The organism is Streptomyces sp. NPDC027962, assembly GCF_055566095.1.
This window is the reverse complement of record NZ_JBVHTA010000011.1, coordinates 53,700-78,619: the sequence shown is the minus strand read 5'-3', so window position 1 is coordinate 78,619 and position 24,920 is coordinate 53,700. Positions and strand designations below refer to the sequence as shown.

The following is a 24,920-nucleotide window of genomic DNA, read 5'->3' as shown; positions in this document are numbered from 1 at the left end:
TGAGCCGTTCTGCTGTGAGGAGTGTGGGAGGGGGCCATCTGGGGGCCGGAACCCGGCGAGCGTAGCGTGACTACGCGGTCGCGGTGGGCGAAGGCCGGGGTAACGAACCTGCGTGGGTATTCGCCCTCGTCCACACCTTCGAACCGGGGCCGATGCCATGCGCACCGGCCCCTCAGGCGCCGCCGACCGCACTCCGAAGGTCATCGCCAACACCTTTTCACCCGAATGCGCCAGGTCAAGCACCGCCTCGCCGCGCGTTCGAACCGCGCTTGGCCGTGGGCGTCAACCTCCATCCCGCACCGGCCCGTTCGACGAATCCGAGTGAATGCAGTTCGTACAGCTTGCCGAGGGCCTCGTCCACCGTCGTACCCGCGTCGCGGGCGACGTCATGCCCGTTGACCGCGCCGCGGGCCGGCAGCGCCTCGAGCACCCGTCTGCCGTCCGGGTCCAGCAGGTCCCTGGGCAGCACAGGCCCGCTGTGTGCGGGTGCCAGCTCCCCCATGGCACCCACGAGCTCGACCACCTCCGCGGCATCGGTGACCAGCACGCTCTCGCCCCGCAACAGGTCATGGACGCCGGCCGAGAGCCCGCTGGTGGCCGGGCCCGGTACCCCTATCGTGTGTCGGCCGAGGCGCTGGGCGTTGCGCGCCGTGACAAGTGAGCCGCTGCGGTGCTCGGCCTCGACGACGACGGTGCCCCGCGTCAGCGCGGCGATCACGCGATTGCGCAGGACGAACCGACTGGGCGTCGGATGATCCCCCGGGGGCAACTCCCCGATGACGAGCCCCTGTTCGATGATGCGCCCGATCAATGTGCCGTGACCACGGGGATAGGCGACGTCGACACCGCACGCGAGGACCGCGGCGGTCGCGCCGCCCGCCGACAGCGCGCCACGGTGCGCCGAGCCGTCCACTCCGTACGCCGCTCCCGACACCACGACCCAGCCGCGCTCGGCGAGACCGGAGCCCAGGGTCGCCGCCATGTGCGCCCCGTACGCCGTGCACGCCCGAGCCCCGACCACCGCGACCGAGCGCAGCGCCCATTTGCGCAGGTCGGGCAGGCCCCGCACCCAAAGACCGACGGGTCTGGCGTCCTCCAGGTCGGCCAGCTGGCTCGGCCACTCGGTGTCGCCGGGCACGATGAACCGGCCGCCGCGCGCCCGGACGGCGTCCAGGTCGCGCTCCGGCTCCACCCCGACGGCGCGGGCGCGCAGCCCGCGGATCCGTCGCTCGGACGCGCCGGTCAACACGCCCTCGGGGCAGGCCTCCGATGTCAGGAGGGCGAGCAGACCCTCGGCGCCGAACTCGCGGAGCCACCGCCCGCCGTGCTCCTCCCCCGGCTCCAGGATCCGCGTCAGGGCGGCCCGCGCCACCCGCTCCCGGTCCCCCACGCACCCGGCTCCGGCACCCACCGCTTCCGGCCTCATGACCGCGCCCTCAATCCGGAGCCGGCCCCCGCCGGAACGCCCCTCGCGATCCCGGTCCTCAGCTCCAGCGCCAGCGCCACGTCGGAAGCGTCCGGACGGTCCCGGTCGGCGAGGTCGGCGACGGTCCAGGCGACCCGCAGCACCCGGTCCAAGCCGCGGGCAGTGAGCAGACCGCGCTCGACGTCCCGCTCGGCCGCCGCGAGAGCGCCGGGGGCCACCGTCCAACGGGTCCGCAGCTCGTGGCCCGGAACCTCGCTGTTGACGGTCCAGGGCGTGCCGTCCAAGCGGGCCGCCGCACGGTCCCTGGCCCGCCGCACCCGGGCGGCGACCACCTCAGTGGTCTCGCCGCGCCCGCCCTGGCCGAGCAGATCCGACCGGCTCACCGGCTCGACCTGGATGCGCAGGTCGACGCGGTCCAGCAGGGGTCCTGAGAGCCGGGCCTGGTACCTCCGGATCACGGAGGAGGGGCATTCGCAGCCCGCTCCGTGCAGGGAATGGCGCCCGCAAGGACATGGATTTGCGGCCAGCACCATGAGGAACCGGGCGGGCAGCCGCACCACTCCCCCGCTCCTCGCCACCACGACATGGCCCGACTCCAGGGGCTGCCGGAGCGCGTCCAGCACCTTGCCGGAGAACTCGGGGGCCTCGTCCAGGAACAGCACCCCCCGGTGGGCGAGCGAGACCGCACCGGGCTTCGGCAGGCCGTTGCCTCCGCCCACGAGCGACTGCATGGTCGCCGAGTGGTGCGGTGCGCAGTACGGCGCCGTACGCACCAGCGGCTCCCCGGGCGGCAGGATGCCCGCCACCGAGTGCACCGCCGTCACTTCGAGTGACTCCCGCCGGGTCAGCGGCGGCAGGACGGAGGGCAGCCGCTCGGCCAGCATGGTCTTGCCCGCGCCCGGCGGTCCGGACAGCAGCAGATGGTGACCACCGGCCGCGGCGACCTCCAGACCGGTACGCGCCGCGTACTGCCCGGCGACGTCCGCCAGGTCCGGCCCGTCCGCCGCCAGGCCCGTGCCGACGCCCGCGCCCGGCACCAGCAGCCCGGCCAGCATGGCGTCCGGCCTGCCCTCCTCGACGGTCTCCTCCTCGGGCACCGGTTCGTCGGCGAGCACGGCGATCAGCTGACGCAGGCTCCGCACCCCGAGGACGGAGATACCGGGCACGAGTGCGGCCTCGCCTGCGGTCTGCTCGGGCACGACCACGTGCTCGTACCCCGCCTCCGCCGCCGCGAGCACGGCGGGCAGCACCCCGCGTACCGGTCTGACCCGGCCGTCGAGCCCGAGCTCCCCGATCAGCACGAGGTCGGCGATCTGCCGCGGATCGATCCGCTCGGCCGCGCCGAGCACGGCGCAGGCCACGGCGAGATCGAAACCGCTCCCGCTCTTGGGCACGGACGCGGGGCTGAGCCCCACGGTGAGCTTCTTCTGCGGCCACTCGGCGCCCGAGTTGACCACGGCCGCCCGCACCCGGTCCCTGCTCTCGACCAGGCTCTTGTCCGGGAGCCCCACCAGCGCGAACGCGGCCACTCCCGGCTCCAGGTCCGCCTGGACCTCGACGACCACGCCCTCGACGCCCACCAGGGCCACGGAACACGCACGCGCGAAGCCCATCAGGCCACCCCGCGGGCATGCTCGACGACCGCCGCGCCTCGCCTCGGCAGCAGCACGCCGACGAGATCGATGCGCACACCGCCCGCGGGCGGGGCACCGTACCGCTCCAGCCAGCACTCGGCGAGCCGTCTGAGCCGTTCCGCCTTCGTCGGCGTGATCGCGGCCATCGGATGCTCGTAGCAGCCGACCCTGCGGGTCTTCACCTCGCAGACGACCACCGTGTCGCCGTCGCGGGCCACGATGTCGATCTCACCGGCCCGCCCGCAGCGCCAGTTCCTTGCCAGCAGTCGCATGCCGGACCTGGTCAGCAGCCGTGCCGCCAGGTCCTCGCCGTACCGTCCCAGTGCCCCCGTCGCGTTCATCCCGGCACCACCTCCGGCACCGACTCTGACGCGTGCGGCGCCTCAGTGTGGATCTTGGGTGAAAGCCGTGGACAACCCTCGGGTTGTGGAAAACCGGGCCACTCGTACGAGTGATGCCGATCGCCGGCGGCAAGCTGGAGCTCGACGTCAGCCCGGGAGCTCGCGGTCGATGTCAGCTGCCGGGAAGCTCGAGGTCGCTCTTGTTCAGCTCCTCGATGTTCACGTCCTTGAAGGTGAGCACCCGGACCTGCTTGACGAATCTTGCCGGCCGGTACATGTCCCAGACCCAGGCGTCCGCCATCGAGACCTCGAAGAACACCTCGCCCTGAACCGAGTGCACCTGCATCTCGTAATCGTTGGTGAGGTAGAAACGACGCTCGGTCTCGATCACGTATTTGAACAGCCCGACGACGTCTCGGTACTCCCGGTAGAGCTTCAGCTCCATCTCGGTCTCGTACTTCTCGAGGTCCTCGGCGCTCATGGCATGTTCCCCTTCAGCCTTACGTCCCCCTATTGTGCGTCAGCGGCCCTGGGTCCCTAGACGATTTCCGGGGCCAGGACCACCGGCGAAGTCGGGGGCCCCTCGTCGAGCAGCGTGCGCAGCAACTCGGCGAGCCTGGTCGGGTACACCGTCTCACGGGCCGCCGACAGTTCGGCGGACGTCCACCACCTCAGGCCCGCGACGCTCCGCTGCTCCAGCTCTGTCAGAGCGCCCGGGGCGGCAGCGGTCTGCTGCGTACGCCCCAGGAAGTACCACTCGTCCTGGTCCCAGCGGCGCCCGTCGAAGGGGAACGAGCAGTGCCGCTGCCACAGCACCGGCCCCAGTTCCACCTCGGTGATCCCGGTCTCCTCCGCGAGCTCGCGGAGGGCCGCCTCCTCCCGGGTCTCCTCGCCTTCCAGGCCGCCGCCGGGGGTGAACCACCAGGTCTCGGCGGGATCCGCCGGCTCGTACCCGTGCATCAGCAGGATCCGGTCCTGGGGGTCGAGCAGCACGATCCTCGCGACCTTGCGCAGCGGGGTCGGCGAGGCAGGAAGGTCAAGCGACACGGGAGACCGCCCTGCCGCGCCTGCTGCGATGGAAGCCCGCCACCGGCCCGTACGCGGCCCCGCCCACGATCAGCACGGCTCCGGCCACGGCGGCCCCCAGCATGAGCTTCACGGGGCCGGGCTGCGAGACACCGCCGGGCAGGGCGGCGAACCCCGCGGGTCGGTCCACCATGCCGCCGTCCAGCGGCCATGCCACGGCGTCCAGGCGGGCCGTCACCGCGGACCGGGGGACCGAACCGTGGCCCGGGTCCTGCAGATGCGACCTCGAGTCGAGCGATCCCATGCGTTCGTCGCCGAGGAGGAACAGGTGCCCGTCCGGCACGTTCGCGGTGAACTGCTGCGACGCGCTCTCCTCCGGCCGAAGCAGATACGGCTCTTCGACGGCCTTGCCGTTGACGGTCAGCCGACCGTTGTCCTCGCAGCAGGCGATCTTGTCGCCGCCCACGCCCACCACGCGCTTGACCATGGGCATGTCGCCCCACTGCTTGTCGCGGAAGACCACGATGTCCCCGCGGCGCACCTCAATGCCGTCGATGCGCTCCGCCAGCACCCTGTCACCCGCCTTCACCGTCGGCGACATCGAGTCCGTCGGCACCGTGTACGGCTGGTAGACGAGCGCGCCCCAGACGAATCCGCCCAGGAAGAGCACACAGCCGACGGCCACCGCCAGCCCCGACAGCGCACTGCCGAGCCGACCGCGGCCGTCGTCGTCACGTCCCATTCCGCCCATCCCGGCGCTCCCCACCTCGGAGATTCGACCCCGCGAAGTTCCTCCTCGGGGATCGGCGATCTGGGCGGCACCCTACCCGGCGGTAGGCCCACCGGTCAGCCTCCTGCGCCACAGCACGATCGGCAGCGCTCCGGCCAGGCCGAGCGCCGCGGGCGCGACAGGCAGCGCGGCGGCCGCGGCGTTGAGCCCGGGCCGGTCGAAGGTCTCCGGCACCGGAAGCGTGGACCAGCGGTTGAGCGGCCAGGCGACCACCACGGCACGTCCGACGACCTTCTCGACGGGGACGAAGCCGCTGTTCACGTCCTCCATGTGGTAGCGGGAGTCCTGGGAGTTCTGGCGGTTGTCGCCCATCACCCAGATCTTGTCGTCCGGCACCTTGAAGGGCCCGAACGGCATGTCGTCGCAGGCGCTGCTTCCCGGGTAGATGTACGGCTCGTCGAGGGCCTTGCCGTTGACCTTGACCGGGCCGCCCTTCTTGCACTCCACCGTGTCCCCGCCGATGGCGATCGTCCGCTTGATGAGGTCCTTGTCCTCCGCGGACGGCATCAGGCCGATGAAGCTCAGGAACTCCTGGACGAAGTTCGGTTCCGGGGTGGGCTCGCCGTCGAGCCAGCCGCCCGGGTCGTGGAAGACCACGACCTCGCCGCGCTCGGGCTCCGAGCCGAACCACGGCGTGAGCTTGTCCACCAGCACCCGGTCGCCCCGCTGCAGCGTGTTCATCATCGAGTCCGAGGGGATCGAGAACGCCTGCACCAGAAACGTCTTGATCAACAGCGCCAGGAGCAGCGCGATACCGATCAGGAGCGGCAGTTCCTTCCAGAAGGACTTCTGCTTCTTCCGATCCGTACCGCTGCCCTCCGATGAATCGCCGTCGCTTCCGGTCGCCGGCGCCGAGTCGTCCGTCACGTCCGAGGGCGTCTCGGGAAGCCCGTGCCTCTCCTCGGGATCGTCGTGCCCGGACCGGGCGCCGACCGCCACATCCCCCACATCCACTCCTCACTCCGTGCGTACCGCCTGCGCCACAGCAGGGACAGGCCCACCACTCCCATAACGAGCGGGAGTTCCGCAGGGGTCGGGAGCAGGACCATTCGGTTCTGGTCCTGGGAGGACAGACTATTCGACTGCGGCTGTGCCACCGTCGTCCCGGCACGCGCGTTGGGGACGGATGCGTAGGTCTCCGGCTCCTCGAGCTGCCGCCAGTGGTCCAGTGGCCATGCGATGACGACAGCTCGCCCGACGACCTGGCCCTCGGCAACTGTGCCGTTGCCCTCCTCTTCGAGGTGGAAACGTGAGTCGGCGGAATTCGACCGGTGGTCCCCCATCACGAAGAGCCGGCCTTCCGGCACCTTCACATCGAACTTCATCGTCGAGGGGACGTTCCCCGGATGCAGATACGGTTCGTTGAGCGGTACGCCGTTGACCGTGACGCGGCCGCCCTGGTCGCAGCACTTCACGGTGTCGCCGCCGACCGCGACGACCCTCTTGATGAGGTCCCGCTCGTCGTCGGACGGCAGCAGTCCGATGAAGGCCAGGCCCTGCTTGACCTGCTTGACCCCGATCGGGTCGTCCTCCTTGGGCTTCTCCTCCTGCGGCAGCCAGCCGCCGGGGTCCTTGAAGACGACGACGTCCCCGCGCTGCGGCTTCGAGCCGAACCACGGGGTGAGTTTGTCCACCAGCACCCGGTCCTGGATCCTGATCGTCTGCTCCATCGAGCCCGACGGGATCACGAACGCCTGGACGAGGAAGGTCTTCAGCACCAGGGCTATGAGCAGCGCCACCGTGATCAGGAGGGGTATCTCCTTGATCGCGGACCGGCGCCGCTTGCGCTTGACCTTCTGCGCCAGCCGGCGCCGCTCGGCCCGCCCGGGCAGGGGCCTGGCGCCGTTCGTCGGCCGGGTCCCGGTGGGCAGCCGGGTGTCGGCCCGATGGCTGGCACTGCGCCCGCGGTTACCCATGGGCGCTGCCCGGGGGCGCGTCGGGCACGCCGGAGAACGCGTCGGCGGGCTCGACGCCCGACCAGCGGGCGATCGGCCAGCCGATCCAGCCGGCCCGCCCGACGACCTTGTCGACGGGCACCATGCCGCCGCCCGGCTCGCCGAGATGGTCCCTCGAGTCGCGCGAGTTGCTGCGGTGGTCCCCCATGACCCACAGCGTCCCTTCGGGGACGACGATGTCGAAGGCGACCTCGGAGGGCACGCCGCCGGGGTGCAGATATGCCTCGTCCACCGGCACGCCGTTCACCTCGATCCTGCCCCCCTTGTCGCAGCAGACAACCCGGTCACCGCCCACGCCCACCACCCGCTTGACGAAGTCGGTCTCCGCCGGCTCGGCGAGTCCGAGTGCGGCGAGCCCCTCTCGTACTACGGAACTGACCGGGTTTTCTGTCACTCCCTCTTGCACGAAGGAGCCGGTGCCGTCGAAAACGATCACGTCTCCGCGTCGGGGCTCCTCACCGAAACGGTACGCCAGCTTGTTCACCAGCACCCGGTCCCCGACCTGAAGCGTGGGTTCCATGGAGCTGCTGGGGATCTGGAAGGGCTGCACCACGAAGTGGCTCAGGAGCAGTACGAAGACGGCGCAGGCGGCCCCGACGACCGCCGCCGTGCGCATGGTCATCGGGGAGCGGCCCGCACGGCGCCCGGAGGGCCCGTAACGACGCGTGGAGCGCGACCTCTCTCCTTCGGCCCCGTCGGACGGGGTGGAAGAGTGGTCGCGCTCCGTGTGCTGTGCTTCGGTGTCCATCGGGGGCAGAGCCTATCCGGCCGCCCTGTGAGCGGTTGAACCGAAACGTCGTCGCGGCGGTGAGCTCAGGCTCAATTGTCGCGCTTCTCCTTGATCTTCGCGGCCTTGCCGCGCAGCTCACGGAGGTAGTACAGCTTGGCGCGACGGACGTCACCGCGGGTGACGAGCTCGATCTTCTCGAAGATCGGGCTGTGCACCGGGAAGGTGCGCTCGACGCCGACGGAGAAGGAGACCTTGCGGACCGTGAAGGTCTCGCTCACACCGGCGCCCTGGCGGCGGATGACAACGCCCTTGAACTGCTGGATACGGGAGCGGTTGCCCTCGATGACACGAACGTGGACGTTCACGGTGTCGCCGGGGCGGAAGGCCGGGACGTCGCTGCGCAGCGATGCGGCGTTGACGTTGTCGAGCAGGTGAGCCATGGTGGTCTGCTTCCTCGCCGATGCCACAGGTCATCGACGGAATTCGGGATGAGAATCGGGGTGCTCGCGCCGGGCGGGCGTCGTTCCCCCTGTGGCAGGGGCGCCGGCCGGGCGTACAGCAGCGGCTTATTCTTCCACGGCCTCGGGCCTGCGCCAAAATCGGCCCCCGGGCTCCGGCGCCCAGCCGAGCATCGAGAGGATCTCGCGGTCCTTCTTGTCGAATTCCGCCGGGTCGCAACGCTCTATCAGGTCCGGCCTGTTGAGGGCCGTGCGCCGCAGGGCCTCGTCCCGCCGCCAGCGCGCGATCTTTCCGTGGTGGCCGCTGATCAGCACGTCCGGGATCGCCCGTCCGCGCCAGGCGGGGGGCTTGGTGTAGACGGGCCCCTCCAGCAGGTTCGCCATCGCGCCGGGCGCGAAGGAGTCGTCGCGGTGCGATTCGGCGTTGCCGAGGACACCGGGCAGCAGTCGGGCCACGGCCTCGGTGATGACCAGTACGGCAGCCTCACCACCGGCCAGTACGTAGTCGCCGATGGACACCTCGTAGACCGGCATACGGGTCGCGTACTCGTCGACGACCCGCCGGTCGATGCCTTCGTAGCGGGCGGGCGTGAAGATCAGCCAGGGGCGCTCGGACAGCTCGACGGCGAGCTTCTGGGTGAAGGGCCGGCCACTCGGCGTGGGCACGACCAGCGCCGGGCGGTGGGCACCGGCCTCGTATCCGCGGGCCAGGGTGTCGTCGAGAGCGTCGCCCCAGGGCTCGGTCTTCATGACCATGCCGGGCCCGCCGCCGTAGGGGGTGTCGTCGACCGTGTTGTGCCGGTCGTACGTCCAGTCGCGCAGGTCGTGCACATGGACGCCGAGCCGGCCGCGGGCGCGCGCCTTGCCGACCAGGGAGACGTTCAGCGGCTCGAGGTACTCGGGGAAGATCGTGACGACGTCGAGGCGCATCAGGACTCGTCCCGCGGAGACGCGATCTCGGCCTCGGCCTCGTTGAGCAGGCCGGGCGGCGGAGTGATGACGGCCCGCTGTTCCTCGAGGTCGATCTCGGTGACGATCTGCTCGACGAACGGGATCATCACCTCGCTGCCGTCGGGTCGTTCGACGATGAACAGGTCCTGTGAGGGCAGGTGGCTGATCTCGGTGATCCGGCCGATCTCGGTGCCGTCGGCCAGCACCACGTCGAGGTCCATCAGCTGGTGGTCGTAGTACTCGTCCGGCTCCTCGGGGAGCTCCTCCGGGTCGACCTCGGCGATCAGCAGGGTGTTGCGCAGCGCCTCCGCGGCGTTGCGGTCCTTCACGCCCTCGAAGCGCAGCAGCAGCCGACCGCTGTGCACCCTGCCGGACTCGATCGTCAGCGGCCCGGCGCCGGCCGGGTCGGTGGCCAGCACGGCGCCGGGTCCGAGCCGCAGCTCGGGCTCGTCCGTACGCACCTCGACGGTGACCTCGCCCTTGATGCCATGGGCGCGGCCGATCCGCGCGACTACCAGCTGCACGCTTGCAAACTCCTTCGATACGACTACGGGCCGGGGACGGCCGTCGGCCCTCCCCGGCCCGAGCCGGTGTTCAACTGTTCAGCGAACCTGGTCCACGTCGACGAGGTCGACGCGGATGCCACGGCCGCCGATGGCGCCCACGACGGTGCGCAGGGCGCGCGCGGTGCGGCCGTTGCGGCCGATCACCTTACCGAGGTCGTCGGGGTGCACCCGGACCTCGAGCACACGCCCGCGGCGCAGGGTGCGCGAAGCCACCTGCACATCGTCCGGGTTGTCGACGATGCCCTTCACGAGGTGCTCGAGAGCCTCCTCGAGCATCCTCAGGCCTCGGTCGACTCGGCGGACGCGGCCTCGGCCTCGTCCGCCTTCTTGTCGGCCTTCTTCGCCTTCGGGGTGATGGCCTCACCCTTGGCGTCGTCACCCTCGAGAGCCTTGGCGAAGGCGTCGAAGGAGGCGCGCTTGTCTTCCTTCGTCGCCGGCTGCTGCAGCGGCGCCGGGGCCGGAAGGCCCTTGTGCTTCTGCCAGTCGCCGGTGAGCTTCAGGATCGCCATGACCGGCTCGGTCGGCTGGGCACCGACGGACAGCCAGTACTGCGCACGCTCCGAGTCGACCTCGATGCGCGACGGGTTGTACGTCGGGTGGTACAGACCGATCTCCTCGATGGCCCGGCCGTCACGGCGGGTACGGGAGTCGGCGACGACGATGCGGTAGTGGGGCTGGCGAATCTTGCCGAGACGCTTCAGCTTGATCTTGACTGCCACGGGAGTGGTGTCTCCTGGTCTTGACGTGGTTGGGCACAACGAGATGCCACGTGGGGTTGCGGTACTCGGGTGCCCGATGGACGCGTCAGCCGGAGGCGAGAGGGTTCCTGTGCGGCTGTCGAGTACAGCTAGTCATTGTGCCACACACCCGCGACGGCTTTTCACCGGCCGGGCACCGCACGGCCGGGTCCGCGGCCCGACCCCGGCGGGCGCGGCGGCTCGGCCCGTCCGAGGGGAGTGCGGCTCGGCCCCGGCGGGCGCGGCGGCTCGGCCCGTCCAAGGTGGAGTGCGGCCCGGGCATGCGCGGCGGCTCGGCCCGGGCGGGCGCGGACGATCAGCTCGCCGCGCCCACTGCTTCCGGGATACGGAAAGGCTTTCCGCACCCTCCGCAGACGATCGGCGCCTGCGCGAGAACCGAGGGGACGACTCTGACATTGCGGCCGCAGTCGCATACGGCCTTGACCCGCACGCCGCCGCCCGAGGAGCCGTGCCGGGCGGCCGGTCCGCGGAAGGTCCGTTTGGTGTCGGAAGCCGTTGCGACCGTGTGCGCCTTGAGGGCACGCTGCAGCCGCTCGATCGTGGGGCGGTACCGCCGCTTGGCCTCGGGGCTGAGCGTGACCAGAGAGAAGCCGCTGCTGGGATGCGGCTCCTCCGCGTGGTCGAGGCCCATCTCCTCGGCGATCGCGAGGAAGCGGCGGTTGTGGTAGCGGCCGGCGCGCGAGGTGTCGCGGACTCCTCGCGCGGCGGCGATGCCGTGGACTGCCTCATGGAGCAGTCGCTCGAAGGAGAGCTCGGCGCCGCAGGCGGACGAGGACTCTCCGATCAGGGACTCGGGCGCGGCAAGATCTGGCAGCTCGGGGTGGTGCCGCTGAATATCGGCCCACGCCTGTGCCAGCTCTGCGGCGAGAACAGGTGGTGTCGTGCTCACGTCGTGATAACGAGCCGGAGGGCCTGCGGGTTCCATTCCGGGCCATCCCAAATATTTTGCACGTACCCGTCAGTTGCCCTTGATGCGTCCTGACGAGGGCGGGTACGCCGATCTGCGGAGAAGCCTCGCAGCTCGCACCAAGGTGGTGCGTAGCGACCGCCGACGAGCCCGGACACAGTGCTCAGTAGGCGCGGGCCACGATCGCGACAGTACCGGGGGCGTCGTCGGACGCGGGCACCGACCCGTCCTCGGCGACGAGGCACCGCACGGACACCGCCTGCTCCGCCAGCTTCGCTTCGCCCTCCTCGCCCAGCGTTGCCCACGGAAGGCGCGCCCATCCTCCGGCGACCGCGGCCTCGGTGGCCTCCTCGATCGTGCTGACGTCGCTGGTACGGGACTCGCGGCGGGCCCGGGACTGCTCGAGCAGCAGCGCCTGGTCGTCCTCGAGGATCTTGGGCAACAGCGGGGCGAGCGACTCGACGGCCACCGGCTCCTTGCCGCCGGGGATCCGCCGTGCAAGCATCGCCGTCCCCGCCTCCAGGTCGCGCGGGCCGATCTCGATCCGTACGGGGATGCCCTTGAGTTCCCAGTCGACGGCCCGGCGGCCGAAGGGGGTGTCGACGCGGTCGTCGACCTGGACGCGCAGTCCGGCCGCCCTGAGGGTGTCGCCCAGCTCGCGGACCTTGGCGACCGCCTCGTCGCCCTTGATGGCCATGACGACGACCTGGACGGCCGCCAGCCGTGGCGGCACCCGCAGGCCGTTGTCGTCGCCGTGGGACATGATCAGCCCGCCGACCATCCGCGTGGACGTGCCCCAAGAGGTCTGCCAGACCAGCTCCTGCTGCCCCTCCTTGGAGAGGTACGAGGTGTTGAAGGCCTTGGCGAAGTTGGTGCCGAGCTCATGGCTCGTGCCCATCTGGAGCGCCTTCCCGTCACCCATCATCCCTTCCAGGGTCAGGGTGTTGATGGCACCGGCGAAGCGCTCCCTGGGCGTCTTGCGGCCGAGGACCACATCGATACCCAGCACGTTGACCATGAAGTCCGCGTAGACCTGCCGGTGGATGTACGCGGCGTAGTCCCTGGCGTCCTCGTACGTGGCGTGGGCGGTGTGGCCCTCCTGCCAGAGGAATTCGGTCGTACGGAGGAAGACGCGCGGGCGCATCTCCCAACGGACCACGTTCGCCCACTGGTTGATCAGCAGCGGCAGATCCCGGTAGCTCTGCACCCATTTCGAGAAGTAGTCGTTGATGATCGTCTCCGACGTGGGGCGCACCACGACCGGCTCCTCGAGCTCCTTGCCGCCCCCGTGCGTGACCACCGCGAGCTCGGGCGCGAAGCCCTCGACGTGCTCAGCCTCGCGAGTCAGGTAAGACTGGGGGATGAAGAGCGGGAAGTAGGCGTTCTGAGCGCCCGCGTTCTTGATGCGGGCGTCCATCTCCTGCTGCATCCGCTCCCACAGGCCGTAGCCGTACGGTCGGATGACCATGGTGCCGCGCACCGGGCCGTTGTCCGCCAATTCGGCCTTGTTGATCAGGTCCTGGTACCAGCGTGGGAAGTCTTCCGCCTGCGGCGTAAGAACGGGTGCCTTTGCCATGGCGCGCATCGTACGGCGATACAAGACCTCAGCGTGAATCGGCCAGGTGACCCAGGGCGCACGCCCCGGGCTCGTAAGCAGTGCCGCACAACCCCTGGACGTGGGGACGCCCGCGGAGTTCTCTGGCATACGGGGGGAGCGCGGGGCGTACGCACACGGGGGCTGAGCTTCAGGGCACTACCGACCTCTCGGCGGATTGGGGCGCTTTCGATGACATCCACGCTCGTCCGGCACCGGACCGACAAGGCGTCGGCGGCCTCGGCGGACGCAGGCACACGGGCCCGGGACTGGGCAGAGATCCAGGAACGCATGCTGGTGCCCCTCTACGAGGCGGTCTACGAACGTCTCGAGGTCGGCACCGGGTCGAGGCTGCTGGGCCTCGACTGCGGCTCCGGACTCGCCCTGCTCATCGCACAGGCCCGCGGCGCGACCGTGACCGGGGTCGACACGGACCGCGACCGTCTCGCCCTCGCACAGGAACGGATGGCCGGCAGCCCGAGCGCCCGGCTGTACGACGGCGACATCGGCGCGGCAGCCGAGCCGGGCGGGCCCGCGTACAACCTGATCACCGCGTTCCAACCGGTCGGTGGCAGTGCGGGCGACGGCAAGGAACTGGAGCGGGCCCTCAGGGACGCGGTGGGCCTCGCCGAACGCAGGAGCATCGTCGTGCTCACCGGATGGGGCCCGCCGGAACGGTGCGCCACGTCGGGCGTGCTGCGGGTCGCCGGCGAGCGCCGGCGACCCGCCCACCGCGACGCCCTGGAGGACATCGCCGGACGGGCGGGCCTCAACCCGGACGGCTCGGGCCGGGTCGCCTGCCCCTTCGGCTACGCGGACGTGGACAGCGCCGTACGGGGACTGCTGTCGACCGGGCTCTACGACGCGGCCGTACGAGACACCGACGCGGCGCAGGTGGAGAAGGAGATCGCCGAGGCGCTCCACGACCACCGGAGGCCCGACGGCACGATCTGGATGCCCAACGTATTCCGCTATCTGATCGCCCGCACGCCCTGACCCCGGACAGCCCCGCGGGGCTGTCCGGCGGATCAGCCCATGAACTTCTTGAACTCGTCGGGCAGCTCGAAGTCCTTGCCCGGCTCGCCGTCGGGCAGTCCGAAAGCCCCGCCCTGCGCGGCCTGCTCCCGGCGCGCCGCCGCTGCCTGCTCCTCGGCCTTGCGCTTCATCGGGTTGCCGCTCTTGCGCTTGCCCTTGGCCTGCTTCTGCTGCTTCTTCTGACGGCCGGGGCCACCCCCCATGCCCGGCATGCCCGGCATCCCGGGCATGCCGCCGCCCTGGGCCATCCTCGACATCATCTTGCGCGCCTCGAAGAACCGCTCCACCAGGCCCTTGACCGCACTGACCTCGACGCCGGAGCCCTTGGCGATACGGGCGCGGCGCGATCCGTTGATGATCGTCGGGTCGTTGCGCTCCCCCGGGGTCATCGACTTGATGATCGCGGCCGTGCGGTCCACGTCACGCTCGTCGATGTTGTTGATCTGGTCCTTCATCTGCGCCATGCCGGGAAGCATGCCGAGCAGCTTGCTGATGGAGCCCATCTTGCGGACCTGCTCCATCTGGGCCAGGAAGTCGTCGAGCGTGAACTCCTTGCCCTTGCTGCTCGCCAGCTTGGAGGCCATCTTGGCGGCCTCTTCCTGGCTGAAGGTCTGCTCGGCCTTCTCGATCAGCGAGAGCATGTCGCCCATGCCGAGAATGCGGGACGCCATCCGGTCCGGATGGAACGCGTCGAAGTCGTCCAGCTTCTCGCCGTTGGAGGCGAACATGATGTTCTTGCCGGTGACGTGCGCGACGGAGAGTGCGGCACCGCCTCGGGCGTCGCCGTCCAGCTTGGACAGGACCACGCCGTCGAAGCCGACGCCGTCGCGGAAGGCCTCCGCGGTGTTGACGGCGTCCTGACCGATCATGGCGTCGACGACAAAAAGGATCTCGTCGGGGCCGACGGCGTCGCGGATGTCCGCGGCCTGCTGCATCATCTCCTGGTCGATACCGAGACGGCCGGCGGTGTCGACGACGACGATGTCGAACTGCTTGGTCCTGGCGTACTCGATGGAGTCCTTGGCTACCTGGACCGGGTCACCGACGCCGTTGCCCGGCTCGGGCGCGTAGACGCCGACACCGGCGCGCTCGGCGACGACCGAGAGCTGGTTGACGGCGTTGGGGCGCTGGAGGTCACAGGCGACGAGCAGCGGCGAATGGCCCTGGGCCTTCAGCCAGAGACCGAGTTTTCCGGCGAGGGTGGTCTTACCGGCGCCCTGGAGACCGGCGAGCATGATCACGGTAGGGGCGGTCTTGGCGAACCGCAGGCGGCGGGTCTCACCGCCGAGGATCGTGATCAACTCTTCGTTGACGATCTTGATGACCTGCTGGCTCGGGTTCAGAGCCCTGGAGACCTCGGCGCCGAGGGAGCGGGCCTTGACCTGCTTGATGAACTCCCGGACGACCGGAAGCGCCACGTCGGCCTCGAGCAGGGCGATACGGATTTCCCGGGCCGCGCCGTCGATGTCAGCCTCGGACAGGCGTCCCTTGCCCCTGAGGTTCTTGAAAGTCGCGCTGAGGCGGTCGGAAAGCGTATCGAACACGGTGGTCGCGATTCCTCGGGTCGGGGCCTGGTGGTCGCCCCAAGGGTATCGGGCGTCGGAACATTCATGTCCCCGCCCGCCGTAACGAGTGGACGGGGGCGCGATCCCCGCGGCGGCGGGGAGCAGGCCTTGCCGGTCGTCGTGACCTGCTGAGCGAGTGGTACACCCCCGTCGTCGGCGGGGACCACGCCCTGCTCGACGACCGGCCGCGCCGCTCGTCACCCCTCACCGCAGTGCCTCCTCGACCCCCTTCGCCAGGGCCGCAGCCTCCGCGTCGCCGAGCGGGGAGCCGTTCCCGTCCGTCACGTAGACCGTGTCGACCGCGTTCGCGCCCAGCGTGGAAACGTGAGCGCTGCGCACCCGTACACCGGCTCCCTCCAGCGCGCGGCCGATGCGGTGCAGCAGCCCCGGGGCGTCCTGGGCGCGAACCTCGATGACCGTGGCGAGGCGGGAGCCCGCCGGGGCCACCGTGACACGCGGCGGAGGCGCTGTGACGCCGCGCCGCCTGGGGTAGGCGGCCTCGCGCTCGGCGAGGCGTCCCTGGATGTCCAGGGAGCCGTCCAGGGCCCGCACCAGGTCGGTGCGGAGCCTGGCGGCCTGCGGCAGGGAGCCGTACTCGGCCGCCACCCGCCAGTTCAGGACCAGGACGGAGCCGTCGCCCACCTCGCTGGGCAGCTCGATCGCCCGAAGGTCTGCGGCGCGGACCGTGAGCCGGTGCAGTGCGAGGACCCCGGCGGCCGCGGGCAGGACGCCCGGCTGGTCGGGCAGGGCGATGAGCAGCTCGACACCGACCGGTTCCGGGTCGCCGTCCTCGGCCGGGGCCTCCGGCTGGGCGTGCAGGGTGAGTACCGGTTCGCCGGTGCGCATGGCCTCGACGGCGAGCCGTTCCTGTTCGGCGCTGGGTGCGCTCTGGTCCGGCTCCGCGGGGGCGTCGCCCGCGAGGACGGCGCCGACCCGTTCGACCAGGTCGGCGACGAGGGAGCCGCGCCAGGAGGACCAGGCGGCCGGGCCGGTGGCAAGGGCATCGGCCTCGGTGAGGGCATGCAGCAGCTCCAGCGTGGAGGCGGACCCCACGACGGAGGCCACGGCGGCCACGGTCGCCGGATCGTCCAGGTCGCGCCGGGTCGCCGTCTCGATGAGCAGCAGGTGGTGGCGTACGAGCGTGGCGATGACGCCCACGTCGGCGCGGTCGAAGCCGATCCTGGCGGCGACGTCCCGGGCGATGGTCTCGCCGGCGACGGAGTGGTCGCCGGGCCACCCCTTGCCGATGTCGTGCAGCAGGGCCGCGACCAGGAGCAGGTCGGGACGGCCGACGTGGCGGGTCAGCTCCGAGGCCTTGACCGCGGTCTCGACGAGGTGCCGGTCGACGGTCCAGGTGTGCACGGCGTTCCGCTGCGGACGGCAGCGGACCCGTTCCCAGTCCGGGACGAGCCGGGTGATCAGTCCCTCGGCCTCCAGGGCCTCCCATACGGCGACGGTCGGCGGCCCGGCACCGAGGAGGGTGACGAGCTCCTCGCGGGCCTCCGCGGGCCAGGGAACGGGCAGCGGGTGGCCGGCCATGGCCTGGCCGAGGCGCCGGACCGCATGCCGGGAGATCGGCAGCCCCGACTGGGCCGCGGCTGCCGCGGCCCGCAGCGGCAGCACCGCGTCGCGTTCGGGACGTGCGGTGCGGGCCAGGACCACTTCCCCGTCGAGTTCGACGACGCCCTCGGCGAGGGGGGTGCGCTCCGGCTGCGGGGCCCGTCCGCCCAGCATGGCCCGCAGCCGCGGCCGCACGGCCCGGGACCGCAGAACGCGGCTGACCTCGCGCCAGGTGACGTCGGTGGCGTACGAGACGGTCCGCGCGGCCTCGTACACCTGGCGCAGCAGGGCGTCGGCGTCGAGGAGGCCGAGTTCCGCGGCGACCTGGTCCTGCTCCTGGAGGGCGAGACGGTCGGTGGCGCGCCCGGTGGTCAGATGGAGCGAGTCACGGACGTCGAGCAGGGTGCGGCGGGCTTCGGTGAGCCCTTCTCGGGGGGCGTCGGCCAGCCAGGAGGCGGCGACCGCGCGCAGCGCGGTGACGTCCCGCAGCCCGCCACGGGCCTCTTTCAGGTCGGGCTCGAGGAGGTACTGCAGCTCGCCCTGGCGGGCGGCGCGTTCGCGGCAGAGTTCGTCCAGCTCGGGCAGCCGCCGCGGTGCCTGGTTGCGCCAGTCGGCGAGCACGGCCGTGCGCAGCGACGCGACGAGGCCCACGTCACCGGCCACCGGCCGTGCGTCGAGCAGCCCGAGCTGCACCTTGAGGTCCTCGCCGGCCGTCTTGCGGGCCTCGGCCGGGGTGCGTACGGAGTGGTCGAGCGCGAGCCCCAGGTCCCAGACGGGGTACCAGATCCGGTCCGCGACGGCGGCGACGGCGGAAGCGGGTGCGCTGCCGTCGTGGAGCAGCAGGAGGTCGAGGTCGCTGCGCGGGGAGAGTTCGCCGCGGCCGTAGCCGCCGACGGCGACGAGCGCCATGCCCCGTACGACGCCCTGTTCCTGGGCCGCGGTGCCGAACAGCGCCGACAGCCATGTGTCGGTCAGCCCGGCCAGGGCCGCACGGCGCGGCGGCCCGGGCCGCTCCTTCTCGGTGAGAAGGCGCAGCCGGGCCGCCGCGTAGCCGCTGGGTCCCGAGTCTTCCGTTTCGTTGATCACTTCAGCACTCGTCACGCCTGCGGCTCCTGTTCTGTTGTGCCTCAGAGGGCGTCGGGGCCGCGCTCGCCGGTCCGTACCCGCACGGCCGTGTCGACCGGGACGCTCCAGACCTTGCCGTCGCCGATCTTTCCGGTGCGGGCGGCCTTGACGATCACGTCCAGGAGCTGCTCGGCGTCGCCGTCCTCGACCAGCACCTCGATGCGGATCTTGGGGACGAGGTCGACCGTGTACTCGGCGCCCCGGTAGACCTCGGTGTGGCCGCGCTGCCGGCCGTAGCCGCTGGCCTCCGTGACCGTGAGCCCCTGGACTCCGAAGGCCTGGAGGGCCTCCTTGATCTCGTCCAGCCGGTGCGGCTTCACGACTGCGGTGATGAGCTTCATGCGTCCACCTTCTTGTTCTGCGCTGCGGCTGCCGCGGTCTCGCCCGTCGCGGGCACGGCCTTGCGGGAGCCGGCGCCGCCGCCCGCTCCGCTGAAGTCGTACGCGGTCTCGGCGTGCTCGACCTGGTCGATGCCGGAGACCTCGACGTCCTCGTCGACCCTCATGCCCATCGTCTTGTCGATGACGAAGGCGAGGACGGCCGAGACGACCAGAGAGTAGGCCAGCACCGCGCAGACACCGATCGCCTGCTTGCCGAGCTGCTCGAGGCCGCCGCCGTAGAAGAGGCCCTTGGCGTCGGACTGGACGCCGCCGGTGGCGAAGAAGCCGACCAGCAGGGAGCCGACGATGCCGCCGACGAGGTGGACACCGACGACGTCGAGGGAGTCGTCGTATCCGAACCTGAACTTGAGGCCGACGGCCATGGCGCAGAGCACACCGGCGATGGCGCCGACCGCGATGGCGCCGAGCGGGGAGACGGAACCGCCGGCCGGGGTGATGGCGACGAGACCGGCGACCGCGCCGGAGGCGGCGCCGAGGGTGGTGAAGGCGCCGTGGCGGATCTTCTCGTAGATGAGCCAGGCGAGCATGGCGGCGGCGGTGGCGACCTGGGTGTTGACGAACATCACCGCGCCGACCCCGTCGTCGTTGCCGAGCCACGATCCCGCGTTGAAGCCGAACCAGCCGAACCACAGCAGGCCCGCGCCCAGCATGACCAGCGGAAGGCTGTGCGGACGCATCGGGTCCTTCTTGAAGCCGACGCGCTTGCCGATCACAAGGATGACGCCGAGGGCCGCGGCACCTGCGTTGATGTGGACGGCCGTGCCGCCGGCGAAGTCGATCACGCCCATTTCGAAGAGCCAGCCGCCCGCGCCCCACACCCAGTGCGCGACGGGGAAGTACACGACCGTGACCCACAGGGTGATGAACAGCGCCCAGGCGGTGAACTTGACGCGGTCGGCGAGGGCACCGCTGATCAGCGCTGGGGTGAGGATCGCGAACATCAGCTGGAAGACGGCGAAGACGTACACCGGGATCGTGTAGCCGTCCCAGAGCTCGGTGACGCCGATGCCGCTGAGGCCGACGTAGTCCGCGCTCCAGCCGACTACGGAGCCGATATCGGTGCCGAAGGCCATGCTGAAGCCGTAGAGCACCCACAGGATGGTGACGATCCCGAGGCTGATGAAGCTCATCATCAGCATGTTCAGGGTGCTCTTGACTCGGACCATGCCTCCGTAGAAGAAGGCCAAAGCGGGTGTCATGAGCATAACCATGGCGGAACAGATGAGCATGAACCCTGTGTTGGCGGCAGACAGTTCGATGTCTGCGGCAAGGGTCGAGATGCCTGGGGGCATCGGCGTCTCCTCGTCGTCGTGCGGCCGCGTGCGGGCGGAGCCTGAAGCGGATAAAGGGGCGGGCCGTAAGGGGCCCGGCCGAGATCCGCCGGACAGCCCCTATGCGCCATGAGGTTGGCGCAGCGCCGTTTCCGCAAATGCCGCTCGATGTTTCGCGGCCGTGACGAAGAGGTCCAGTGTGTTACGCCGCCATGAACGGGCTGATCGCTCGGGGGCGCCGAGCGTATCCTCTGCCCACATCACAAACCGGCCGCGACACTCACCCGGGATGACTTGGCACGGGGGAGCCGAGTCGGGCAGTTCGGGGTGGGTGTCGCGGCCGGGTCCTGGTGTGCCGCTGCCGGTCAGACCGCCTCGGCGGTCTCCGGCAGCTGGGCCGTGAGGTGGTCGGTGAACTGGGCGACCTCGGCGACGTCCCCGAAGTCCCTGGCCGCCGTGTCGACGGTCTTGCGCAGCCGGGTGTTGACCCGCTCGGAGCGGACCCGCTTGGCGATGCCGAGGGCCTGGCCGGCGAAGGCGGTGGCCTGTTCCGGCTCCCTCTTCAGCAGGTGGACCGTGGCCATGCCGATCAGGTTGAGTGCGTACGACCGCTGGTGCTCCTCGTCCTCGCGGAAGAGCTCCACGGCACGCTCCATGACCGGCTCGGAGAGCGAGGCGTAGGTGGGACTGCGGCCGGCGACATAAGCGAGGTCTCGGTAGGAGTGTGCGTTCTCGCCGTTGAGCTCGGCCTCGGAGAAGAACCGGATCCAGTCCGGCTCGGGATCCGTGTCGAAGGCGATGTCGGCGAAGGTGTCCTCGGCCATCCGGACGGCCCGCCGGCACTTGCTGGGCTGGCCCATGTTGGCGTAGGCACGGGCCTCCATCGCATACAGCATCGCCTGCGTGCGCGCGGTGGCACAGTCACGACTGCCGTACTGCGCGAGATGGACGAGCTCGAGGGCATCGTCGGGACGGCCGAGGTGGATCATCTGTCGGCTCATTGAGGACAGGATGTACGAGCCGAGCGGCTTGTCACCCGCTTCCTTGGAGGCGTGCAGGGCGAGCACGAAGTACTTCTGAGCGGTGGGCTGCAGACCGACGTCGTAACTCATCCACCCGGCCAGCTCGGCCAGCTCGGCGGCGCACTTGAACAGACGCCGCTGGGTGGCCGGCGGCTGCGGCTCCTGGAGCAGGTCGGTGACCTCGTGGAGCTGGCCGACGACCGCCTTGCGGCGCAGCCCGCCGCCGCACTGGGCGTCCCACTGGCGGAACATGGCGGTCGTGGCCTCGAGCAGGTCGAGCTCCGGCGCGGACAGCCGGGCGCTTCTGCGCAGCGGGGCGGGCGGCTCCTGCTGTCCGTCGCCCGCCGGGGTGGGCACGAGCCAGCGCTGCATGGGTTCGACGAGGGCGGGGCCGGCGGCCAGGGAGAGCGAGGTGCCGAGGAATCCGCGGCGCGCCAGCATCAGGTCACTTCTGGAGAACTCGCCGAGCAGCGTGACGGTCTGGTCCGCGGCCCACGGCAGGTCCACGCCGGACACCGAGGGTGCCTGATGGGCGGAGCGCAGGCCGAGGTCCTCGATGGCGACGACACTGCCGAAGCGCTCGGAGAAGAGCTCGGAGAGGATGCGGGGAATCGGCTCGCGCGGCTGCTCGCCGTCCAGCCAGCGGCGCACCCGGGAGGTGTCCGTGCTGATGTGGTGGGCGCCCATCTGGCGTGCCCTGCGGTTCACTTGGCGCGCGAGCTCACCCTTCGACCAGCCGCTGCGCATGAACCAAGAACTCAGCTGCTCGTTGGGGCGCCTGCCGGCTGTCGTACCGTCTGCGCCACTGCCGCTCACTGGATTGCCCCCATCCGCCGAAGCCTCATCGCCCGAACCCCTACCAGAATGCAGTCAGTTGCGGCCGCCTGTGACCGGGTTGCACCCGTCGAACAGGAAACCGGATTGCCTCCGGCATACCCGGAAGCAGACTGCAATTGCAGGCGGGTGTACCGAAAGTAATGCCGCGATCACGCCTCCGGCGAGTGGGATTGCAGAATCGCCACCATTCGCCACCCCTCCGAGTGAACGCACTTGCCGCCGGGCGCGATTCACTTGACATACGACGATCAGGAAGCAGTGGAGCGTTGCGCACACAGGCGCGCGCCGCGTTCCGTGCGCCCCCACACGCCACCGCGCGCGGGCGGCACTCCGACGATGGCAACGGAGCGTCACCAGGGGACTCCAGGTCGTAACCACCGGCGCTTACGACCCGTTGGAGGGGGCATGGGCTTCACGATCGGCGGCACCCGGGGGATCAGTCAGATCCGGCCCGGCGCCCGGCGCCGCGGGCGCACGACAGAGGCCACCGCGGTGGCCGAGTACACCGGGCTGTGGGGTTGGGCGGTGATCCCGGGGGCGCGAGCGGTGTCCGGCAAGTGCTCCTGCGGGGAAGCCGGCTGTACGGCACCGGGAGCGCACCCCCTCGACTTCGCGCCCGAGGTACCGGCCGGGGCGACGCTCGAGGAGGCCGGCCAGGCGTGGGCCGACGTGCCGGGCGCATCGCTGCTGCTGCCCGTCGGCCGGAGCTTCGACATCCTCGACGTGGCCGCGGCGGCCGGCCGCCGCGCCATGGTGCGCATGGAGCGGATGGGCCTGCCGCTCGGCCCGGTCTGCGCCACACCGGGCGGGCGCTGCCAGTTCTTCGTGGCACCCGGCGCGGCCGTCGAGCTGCCCGGGCTGCTGTACCGGATGGGCTGGGACGACGCGGACCTGGATCTGGGCTGCCTGGGCCCCGGCGACCACATCACCGCCCCGCCGTCCGACCGCGGGGGCCTCGGACCCGTCCGCTGGCTGCGGCCGCCCTCCCTGGACACGGCGGCGGCCCCGCCGGAGGCCCGGCTACTGCTGGGCACGCTGGCGTACATCTGCCACCGCAGCCGGTCCTGATCCACGGGCGGCCGGGCCTGCTGCACGCGCAGAAAACACAGAAAGGCGCCCGGTCGACCTCAGGACGGCCGGGCGCCTTCACGCGCGGGTGCGCTCAGTCGCCGATGAGCGCGTCGACGAACGCCTCGGGCTCGAACGGGGCCAGGTCGTCCGCGCCCTCGCCCAGGCCGACGAGCTTGACGGGCACACCCAGCTCGCGCTGGACCGCGACGACGATGCCGCCCTTGGCGGTGCCGTCCAGCTTGGTCAGCACGATGCCGGTGATGTCCACGACCTCGGCGAAGACCCGCGCCTGCACCAGGCCGTTCTGGCCGGTGGTGGCGTCGAGGACGAGCAGGACCTCGTCCAGCGGACCGTGCTTCTCCACGACCCGCTTGACCTTGCCGAGTTCGTCCATCAGGCCCGTCTTGGTGTGCAGCCTGCCCGCCGTGTCGATGAGCACGACGTCCGCGCCCTCGGCGATGCCCTCCTTGACCGCGTCGAACGCGATCGAGGCCGGGTCGCCGCCCTCGGGCCCCCGTACGGTGCGGGCGCCGACGCGCTCGCCCCAGGTCTGCAGCTGGTCGGCGGCGGCGGCGCGGAAGGTGTCGGCGGCGCCGAGCACGACGGAGCGGCCGTCCGCGACCAGGACGCGGGCGAGCTTGCCGGTGGTGGTGGTCTTTCCGGTGCCGTTGACTCCGACGACCATGACGACGCCGGGAGTGTCGAGACCGCTCTCGGTCTTGACGGCACGGTCGAAGTCTGTGCCGACGAGCTGCAGCAACTCCTCACGCAGCAGCGTGCGCAGGCCCTCCGGAGTGCGGGTGCCGAGGACCTTCACCCGCTCACGAAGCCGCTCCACGAGCTCCTGCGTGGGGGCGACGCCCACGTCCGCGGTGAGCAGCGTGTCCTCGATCTCCTCCCAGGTGTCCTCGTCGAGGTGCTCGCGGGACAGGAGCGTGAGGAGCCCCTTGCCGAGCGTGTTCTGGGATCGGGCGAGGCGGGCACGGAGCCGGACGAGCCGGCCGGCGGTCGGCTCCGGGATCTCGACGGCAGGCGCGGGAGCCTCGGCGACGACCGGGTCCTCGACGGCGGCAGGCGTTTCGACGGCGTCCTCGGCCGTCGGGAGGTCGACCTCCTCGATGGTGCGGCGGGGTTCTTCCCGCGGTGTCTCCGCCTCTTCGCCGACATGCGGTTCGGCGGGCGGAGCAGTGATGGTCGGCGTGGTCGGCGGCGCCTGTGGCGGCAGCTGCTTCTTCTTGCGGCTGCTGACCACGAGGCCGCTGATCGCGCCGATCGCGACCAGGGCGATGACTACGGCAAGGATGACGATTTCCATAACCCGTCCAGTATCGGCCACAGCCGCGGCACTACGGGGGCGTCGGAGGATCACACAAAGGCCGACTCACCCATTTGGACGTTTTGGGGTGTTCGTACGATGCTTGATGGCTCCGGCTCTCTCCCGGCAGCCCTCCGGTCCCCCACTCTCCGGCGCCCCCCACCCCCCATGGAGCCACTTTCATGCCCCACGCCTCCGAATCCGAAGGCGCGATAGAGACCCGCGGCCTCGAGCCCGTTCCCGACGGCGAGCGCACCGGTCACGTCCGTGAGCTGTTCCCCACCCGGGTTGCCGCCAACATCAGCGTCCTGCTGCTCACGATGGGCGCCGGTTCAACGGACTGAACTTCTGGCAGGTACTGACCGTCGCGGTCGCGGCACCCGTCCTCTCGTACGGGATCGTGGGTCTGATCTCCATCGCCGGCAAGCGCGGGGGCTCCCCCGGCATGGCCCTCTCCCGCGCGGTCTTCGGACAGCACGGCAACCTCTTCCCCGGGTCGCTGATCCGGGTGGCCCGGTGGGGCTGGGAGACGATCGCCGTGCCGCCGCGCACACCGGCCGCACCGCCCGGATCCGAGGAGTC

The 24,920-nt window shown here is 70.8% G+C and carries 23 protein-coding genes and 2 pseudogenes; 3 read left to right on the top strand and 22 right to left on the bottom strand.

The window, feature by feature from the left end; translation table 11 throughout:
• Positions 1–235 precede the first annotated feature (235 nt).
• The 16 genes and pseudogenes from dprA to proS all read right to left on the bottom strand — a co-directional run bounded on the left by dprA (position 236) and on the right by proS (position 13,118).
• Positions 236–1,426: a DNA-processing protein DprA gene (dprA, locus tag ACZ4SA_RS13255; RefSeq protein WP_468273295.1), complete on the bottom strand. Its 1,191-nt coding sequence runs from the start codon at positions 1,424–1,426 to the stop codon at positions 236–238.
• Positions 1,423–3,039: a YifB family Mg chelatase-like AAA ATPase gene (locus tag ACZ4SA_RS13250; protein ID WP_468273293.1), complete on the bottom strand. Its 1,617-nt coding sequence runs from the start codon at positions 3,037–3,039 to the stop codon at positions 1,423–1,425. Before ACZ4SA_RS13250 ends, dprA begins: the two co-directional genes overlap by 4 nt.
• Complete coding sequence (locus ACZ4SA_RS13245) at positions 3,039–3,401, bottom strand: YraN family protein (RefSeq protein WP_468273290.1); 363 nt, start codon at positions 3,399–3,401, stop codon at positions 3,039–3,041. The genes ACZ4SA_RS13250 and ACZ4SA_RS13245 overlap by 1 nt, the downstream gene beginning before the upstream one ends.
• A gap of 172 nt (positions 3,402–3,573) precedes the next feature.
• Positions 3,574–3,882, bottom strand: coding sequence for a DUF2469 domain-containing protein (locus tag ACZ4SA_RS13240; RefSeq protein WP_005311352.1), 309 nt, complete (start codon positions 3,880–3,882; stop codon positions 3,574–3,576).
• Positions 3,883–3,938: 56 nt separating this feature from the next.
• Positions 3,939–4,448, bottom strand: coding sequence for an NUDIX hydrolase (locus ACZ4SA_RS13235; protein WP_468273288.1), 510 nt, complete (start codon positions 4,446–4,448; stop codon positions 3,939–3,941).
• Complete coding sequence (gene lepB / locus ACZ4SA_RS13230; RefSeq protein WP_468273285.1) at positions 4,438–5,178, bottom strand: signal peptidase I; 741 nt, start codon at positions 5,176–5,178, stop codon at positions 4,438–4,440. Before lepB (ACZ4SA_RS13230) ends, ACZ4SA_RS13235 begins: the two co-directional genes overlap by 11 nt.
• 72 nt (positions 5,179–5,250) lie before the next feature.
• Positions 5,251–6,165, bottom strand: coding sequence for a signal peptidase I (lepB, locus tag ACZ4SA_RS13225; protein WP_468273283.1), 915 nt, complete (start codon positions 6,163–6,165; stop codon positions 5,251–5,253).
• A pseudogene (gene lepB / locus ACZ4SA_RS13220) lies at positions 6,062–7,133 on the bottom strand (signal peptidase I); the annotation flags it as partial. The gene lepB (ACZ4SA_RS13225) and the pseudogene lepB (ACZ4SA_RS13220), both read right to left, overlap by 104 nt.
• Positions 7,126–7,920, bottom strand: coding sequence for a signal peptidase I (lepB, locus tag ACZ4SA_RS13215; protein WP_468273280.1), 795 nt, complete (start codon positions 7,918–7,920; stop codon positions 7,126–7,128). The gene lepB (ACZ4SA_RS13215) and the pseudogene lepB (ACZ4SA_RS13220), both read right to left, overlap by 8 nt.
• A gap of 71 nt (positions 7,921–7,991) precedes the next feature.
• Positions 7,992–8,342: a 50S ribosomal protein L19 gene (gene rplS / locus ACZ4SA_RS13210; protein WP_100109387.1), complete on the bottom strand. Its 351-nt coding sequence runs from the start codon at positions 8,340–8,342 to the stop codon at positions 7,992–7,994.
• A gap of 126 nt (positions 8,343–8,468) precedes the next feature.
• Positions 8,469–9,290, bottom strand: a complete 822-nt coding sequence (gene trmD, locus ACZ4SA_RS13205; protein WP_468273278.1) for a tRNA (guanosine(37)-N1)-methyltransferase TrmD — start codon at positions 9,288–9,290, stop codon at positions 8,469–8,471.
• A complete protein-coding gene (gene rimM / locus ACZ4SA_RS13200) occupies positions 9,290–9,835 on the bottom strand; it encodes a ribosome maturation factor RimM (protein WP_468273276.1) in 546 nt (181 codons plus the stop codon). The genes trmD and rimM overlap by 1 nt, the downstream gene beginning before the upstream one ends.
• 78 nt (positions 9,836–9,913) lie before the next feature.
• Entirely contained in the window at positions 9,914–10,153 is a 240-nt protein-coding gene (locus ACZ4SA_RS13195; RefSeq protein ID WP_003980229.1) for an RNA-binding protein, read from the bottom strand.
• A 2-nt stretch (positions 10,154–10,155) separates the two neighbouring features.
• Positions 10,156–10,596, bottom strand: a complete 441-nt coding sequence (rpsP, locus tag ACZ4SA_RS13190) for a 30S ribosomal protein S16 (RefSeq protein ID WP_468273274.1) — start codon at positions 10,594–10,596, stop codon at positions 10,156–10,158.
• Between the two features lie 334 nt (positions 10,597–10,930).
• Positions 10,931–11,524 carry a hypothetical protein gene (locus tag ACZ4SA_RS13185; RefSeq protein WP_468273273.1) on the bottom strand — a complete coding sequence of 198 codons (594 nt, stop codon included), beginning with the start codon at positions 11,522–11,524 and terminating at the stop codon, positions 10,931–10,933.
• Positions 11,525–11,705: 181 nt separating this feature from the next.
• Entirely contained in the window at positions 11,706–13,118 is a 1,413-nt protein-coding gene (gene proS / locus ACZ4SA_RS13180; protein ID WP_468273271.1) for a proline--tRNA ligase, read from the bottom strand.
• 210 nt (positions 13,119–13,328) lie between these two features.
• Here proS and ACZ4SA_RS13175 point away from each other — a divergent pair, with 210 nt between their 5' ends.
• Positions 13,329–14,132, top strand: a complete 804-nt coding sequence (locus ACZ4SA_RS13175) for a class I SAM-dependent methyltransferase (RefSeq protein WP_468273268.1) — start codon at positions 13,329–13,331, stop codon at positions 14,130–14,132.
• A 32-nt stretch (positions 14,133–14,164) separates the two neighbouring features.
• Here ACZ4SA_RS13175 and ffh read toward each other — a convergent pair whose 3' ends face one another.
• The 5 genes from ffh to nsdA form a co-directional block, all read right to left on the bottom strand.
• On the bottom strand, positions 14,165–15,715 hold the full coding sequence (gene ffh / locus ACZ4SA_RS13170; protein ID WP_468273266.1) for a signal recognition particle protein: 1,551 nt from the start codon (positions 15,713–15,715) through the stop codon (positions 14,165–14,167).
• Positions 15,716–15,940: 225 nt separating this feature from the next.
• Positions 15,941–18,397 carry a [protein-PII] uridylyltransferase gene (locus tag ACZ4SA_RS13165; RefSeq protein WP_468273263.1) on the bottom strand — a complete coding sequence of 819 codons (2,457 nt, stop codon included), beginning with the start codon at positions 18,395–18,397 and terminating at the stop codon, positions 15,941–15,943.
• Between the two features lie 26 nt (positions 18,398–18,423).
• Entirely contained in the window at positions 18,424–18,762 is a 339-nt protein-coding gene (locus tag ACZ4SA_RS13160; RefSeq protein WP_468273260.1) for a P-II family nitrogen regulator, read from the bottom strand.
• A complete protein-coding gene (locus ACZ4SA_RS13155) occupies positions 18,759–20,114 on the bottom strand; it encodes an ammonium transporter (protein ID WP_468273258.1) in 1,356 nt (451 codons plus the stop codon). The genes ACZ4SA_RS13160 and ACZ4SA_RS13155 overlap by 4 nt, the downstream gene beginning before the upstream one ends.
• A 344-nt stretch (positions 20,115–20,458) precedes the next feature.
• Entirely contained in the window at positions 20,459–21,931 is a 1,473-nt protein-coding gene (gene nsdA / locus ACZ4SA_RS13150) for a transcriptional repressor NsdA (RefSeq protein ID WP_468273256.1), read from the bottom strand.
• Between the two features lie 426 nt (positions 21,932–22,357).
• Between nsdA and ACZ4SA_RS13145 the strand changes: the two genes are divergently transcribed.
• Positions 22,358–23,020 carry a bifunctional DNA primase/polymerase gene (locus ACZ4SA_RS13145; RefSeq protein ID WP_468273253.1) on the top strand — a complete coding sequence of 221 codons (663 nt, stop codon included), beginning with the start codon at positions 22,358–22,360 and terminating at the stop codon, positions 23,018–23,020.
• 94 nt (positions 23,021–23,114) lie between these two features.
• Here ACZ4SA_RS13145 and ftsY read toward each other — a convergent pair whose 3' ends face one another.
• The gene (ftsY, locus tag ACZ4SA_RS13140) at positions 23,115–24,338 is read right to left on the bottom strand and encodes a signal recognition particle-docking protein FtsY (RefSeq protein WP_468273250.1); all 1,224 of its coding nucleotides are present in this window, start codon (positions 24,336–24,338) and stop codon (positions 23,115–23,117) included.
• 182 nt (positions 24,339–24,520) lie between these two features.
• On the opposite strand from ftsY, the pseudogene ACZ4SA_RS13135 reads away from it, so the two are divergent.
• Positions 24,521–24,873, top strand: a pseudogene (locus tag ACZ4SA_RS13135) (cytosine permease); the annotation flags it as partial.
• Positions 24,874–24,920: the final 47 nt, after the last annotated feature.

Bases quoted from the DNA above. Each gene is read 5' to 3' on its own strand.
- dprA (WP_468273295.1), bottom strand. From the start codon at position 1,426: ATGAGGCCGGAAGCGGTGGGTGCCGGAGCCGGGTGCGTGGGGGACCGG.
- ACZ4SA_RS13250 (WP_468273293.1), bottom strand. From the start codon at position 3,039: ATGGGCTTCGCGCGTGCGTGTTCCGTGGCCCTGGTGGGCGTCGAGGGC.
- ACZ4SA_RS13245 (WP_468273290.1), bottom strand. From the start codon at position 3,401: ATGAACGCGACGGGGGCACTGGGACGGTACGGCGAGGACCTGGCGGCA.
- ACZ4SA_RS13240 (WP_005311352.1), bottom strand. From the start codon at position 3,882: ATGAGCGCCGAGGACCTCGAGAAGTACGAGACCGAGATGGAGCTGAAG.
- lepB (WP_468273285.1), bottom strand. From the start codon at position 5,178: ATGGGCGGAATGGGACGTGACGACGACGGCCGCGGTCGGCTCGGCAGT.
- lepB (WP_468273280.1), bottom strand. From the start codon at position 7,920: ATGGACACCGAAGCACAGCACACGGAGCGCGACCACTCTTCCACCCCG.
- rplS (WP_100109387.1), bottom strand. From the start codon at position 8,342: ATGGCTCACCTGCTCGACAACGTCAACGCCGCATCGCTGCGCAGCGAC.
- trmD (WP_468273278.1), bottom strand. From the start codon at position 9,290: ATGCGCCTCGACGTCGTCACGATCTTCCCCGAGTACCTCGAGCCGCTG.
- ACZ4SA_RS13195 (WP_003980229.1), bottom strand. From the start codon at position 10,153: ATGCTCGAGGAGGCTCTCGAGCACCTCGTGAAGGGCATCGTCGACAAC.
- proS (WP_468273271.1), bottom strand. From the start codon at position 13,118: ATGGCAAAGGCACCCGTTCTTACGCCGCAGGCGGAAGACTTCCCACGC.
- ACZ4SA_RS13175 (WP_468273268.1), top strand. From the start codon at position 13,329: ATGACATCCACGCTCGTCCGGCACCGGACCGACAAGGCGTCGGCGGCC.
- ACZ4SA_RS13160 (WP_468273260.1), bottom strand. From the start codon at position 18,762: ATGAAGCTCATCACCGCAGTCGTGAAGCCGCACCGGCTGGACGAGATC.
- ACZ4SA_RS13155 (WP_468273258.1), bottom strand. From the start codon at position 20,114: ATGCCCCCAGGCATCTCGACCCTTGCCGCAGACATCGAACTGTCTGCC.
- ACZ4SA_RS13145 (WP_468273253.1), top strand. From the start codon at position 22,358: ATGGGCTTCACGATCGGCGGCACCCGGGGGATCAGTCAGATCCGGCCC.
- ftsY (WP_468273250.1), bottom strand. From the start codon at position 24,338: ATGGAAATCGTCATCCTTGCCGTAGTCATCGCCCTGGTCGCGATCGGC.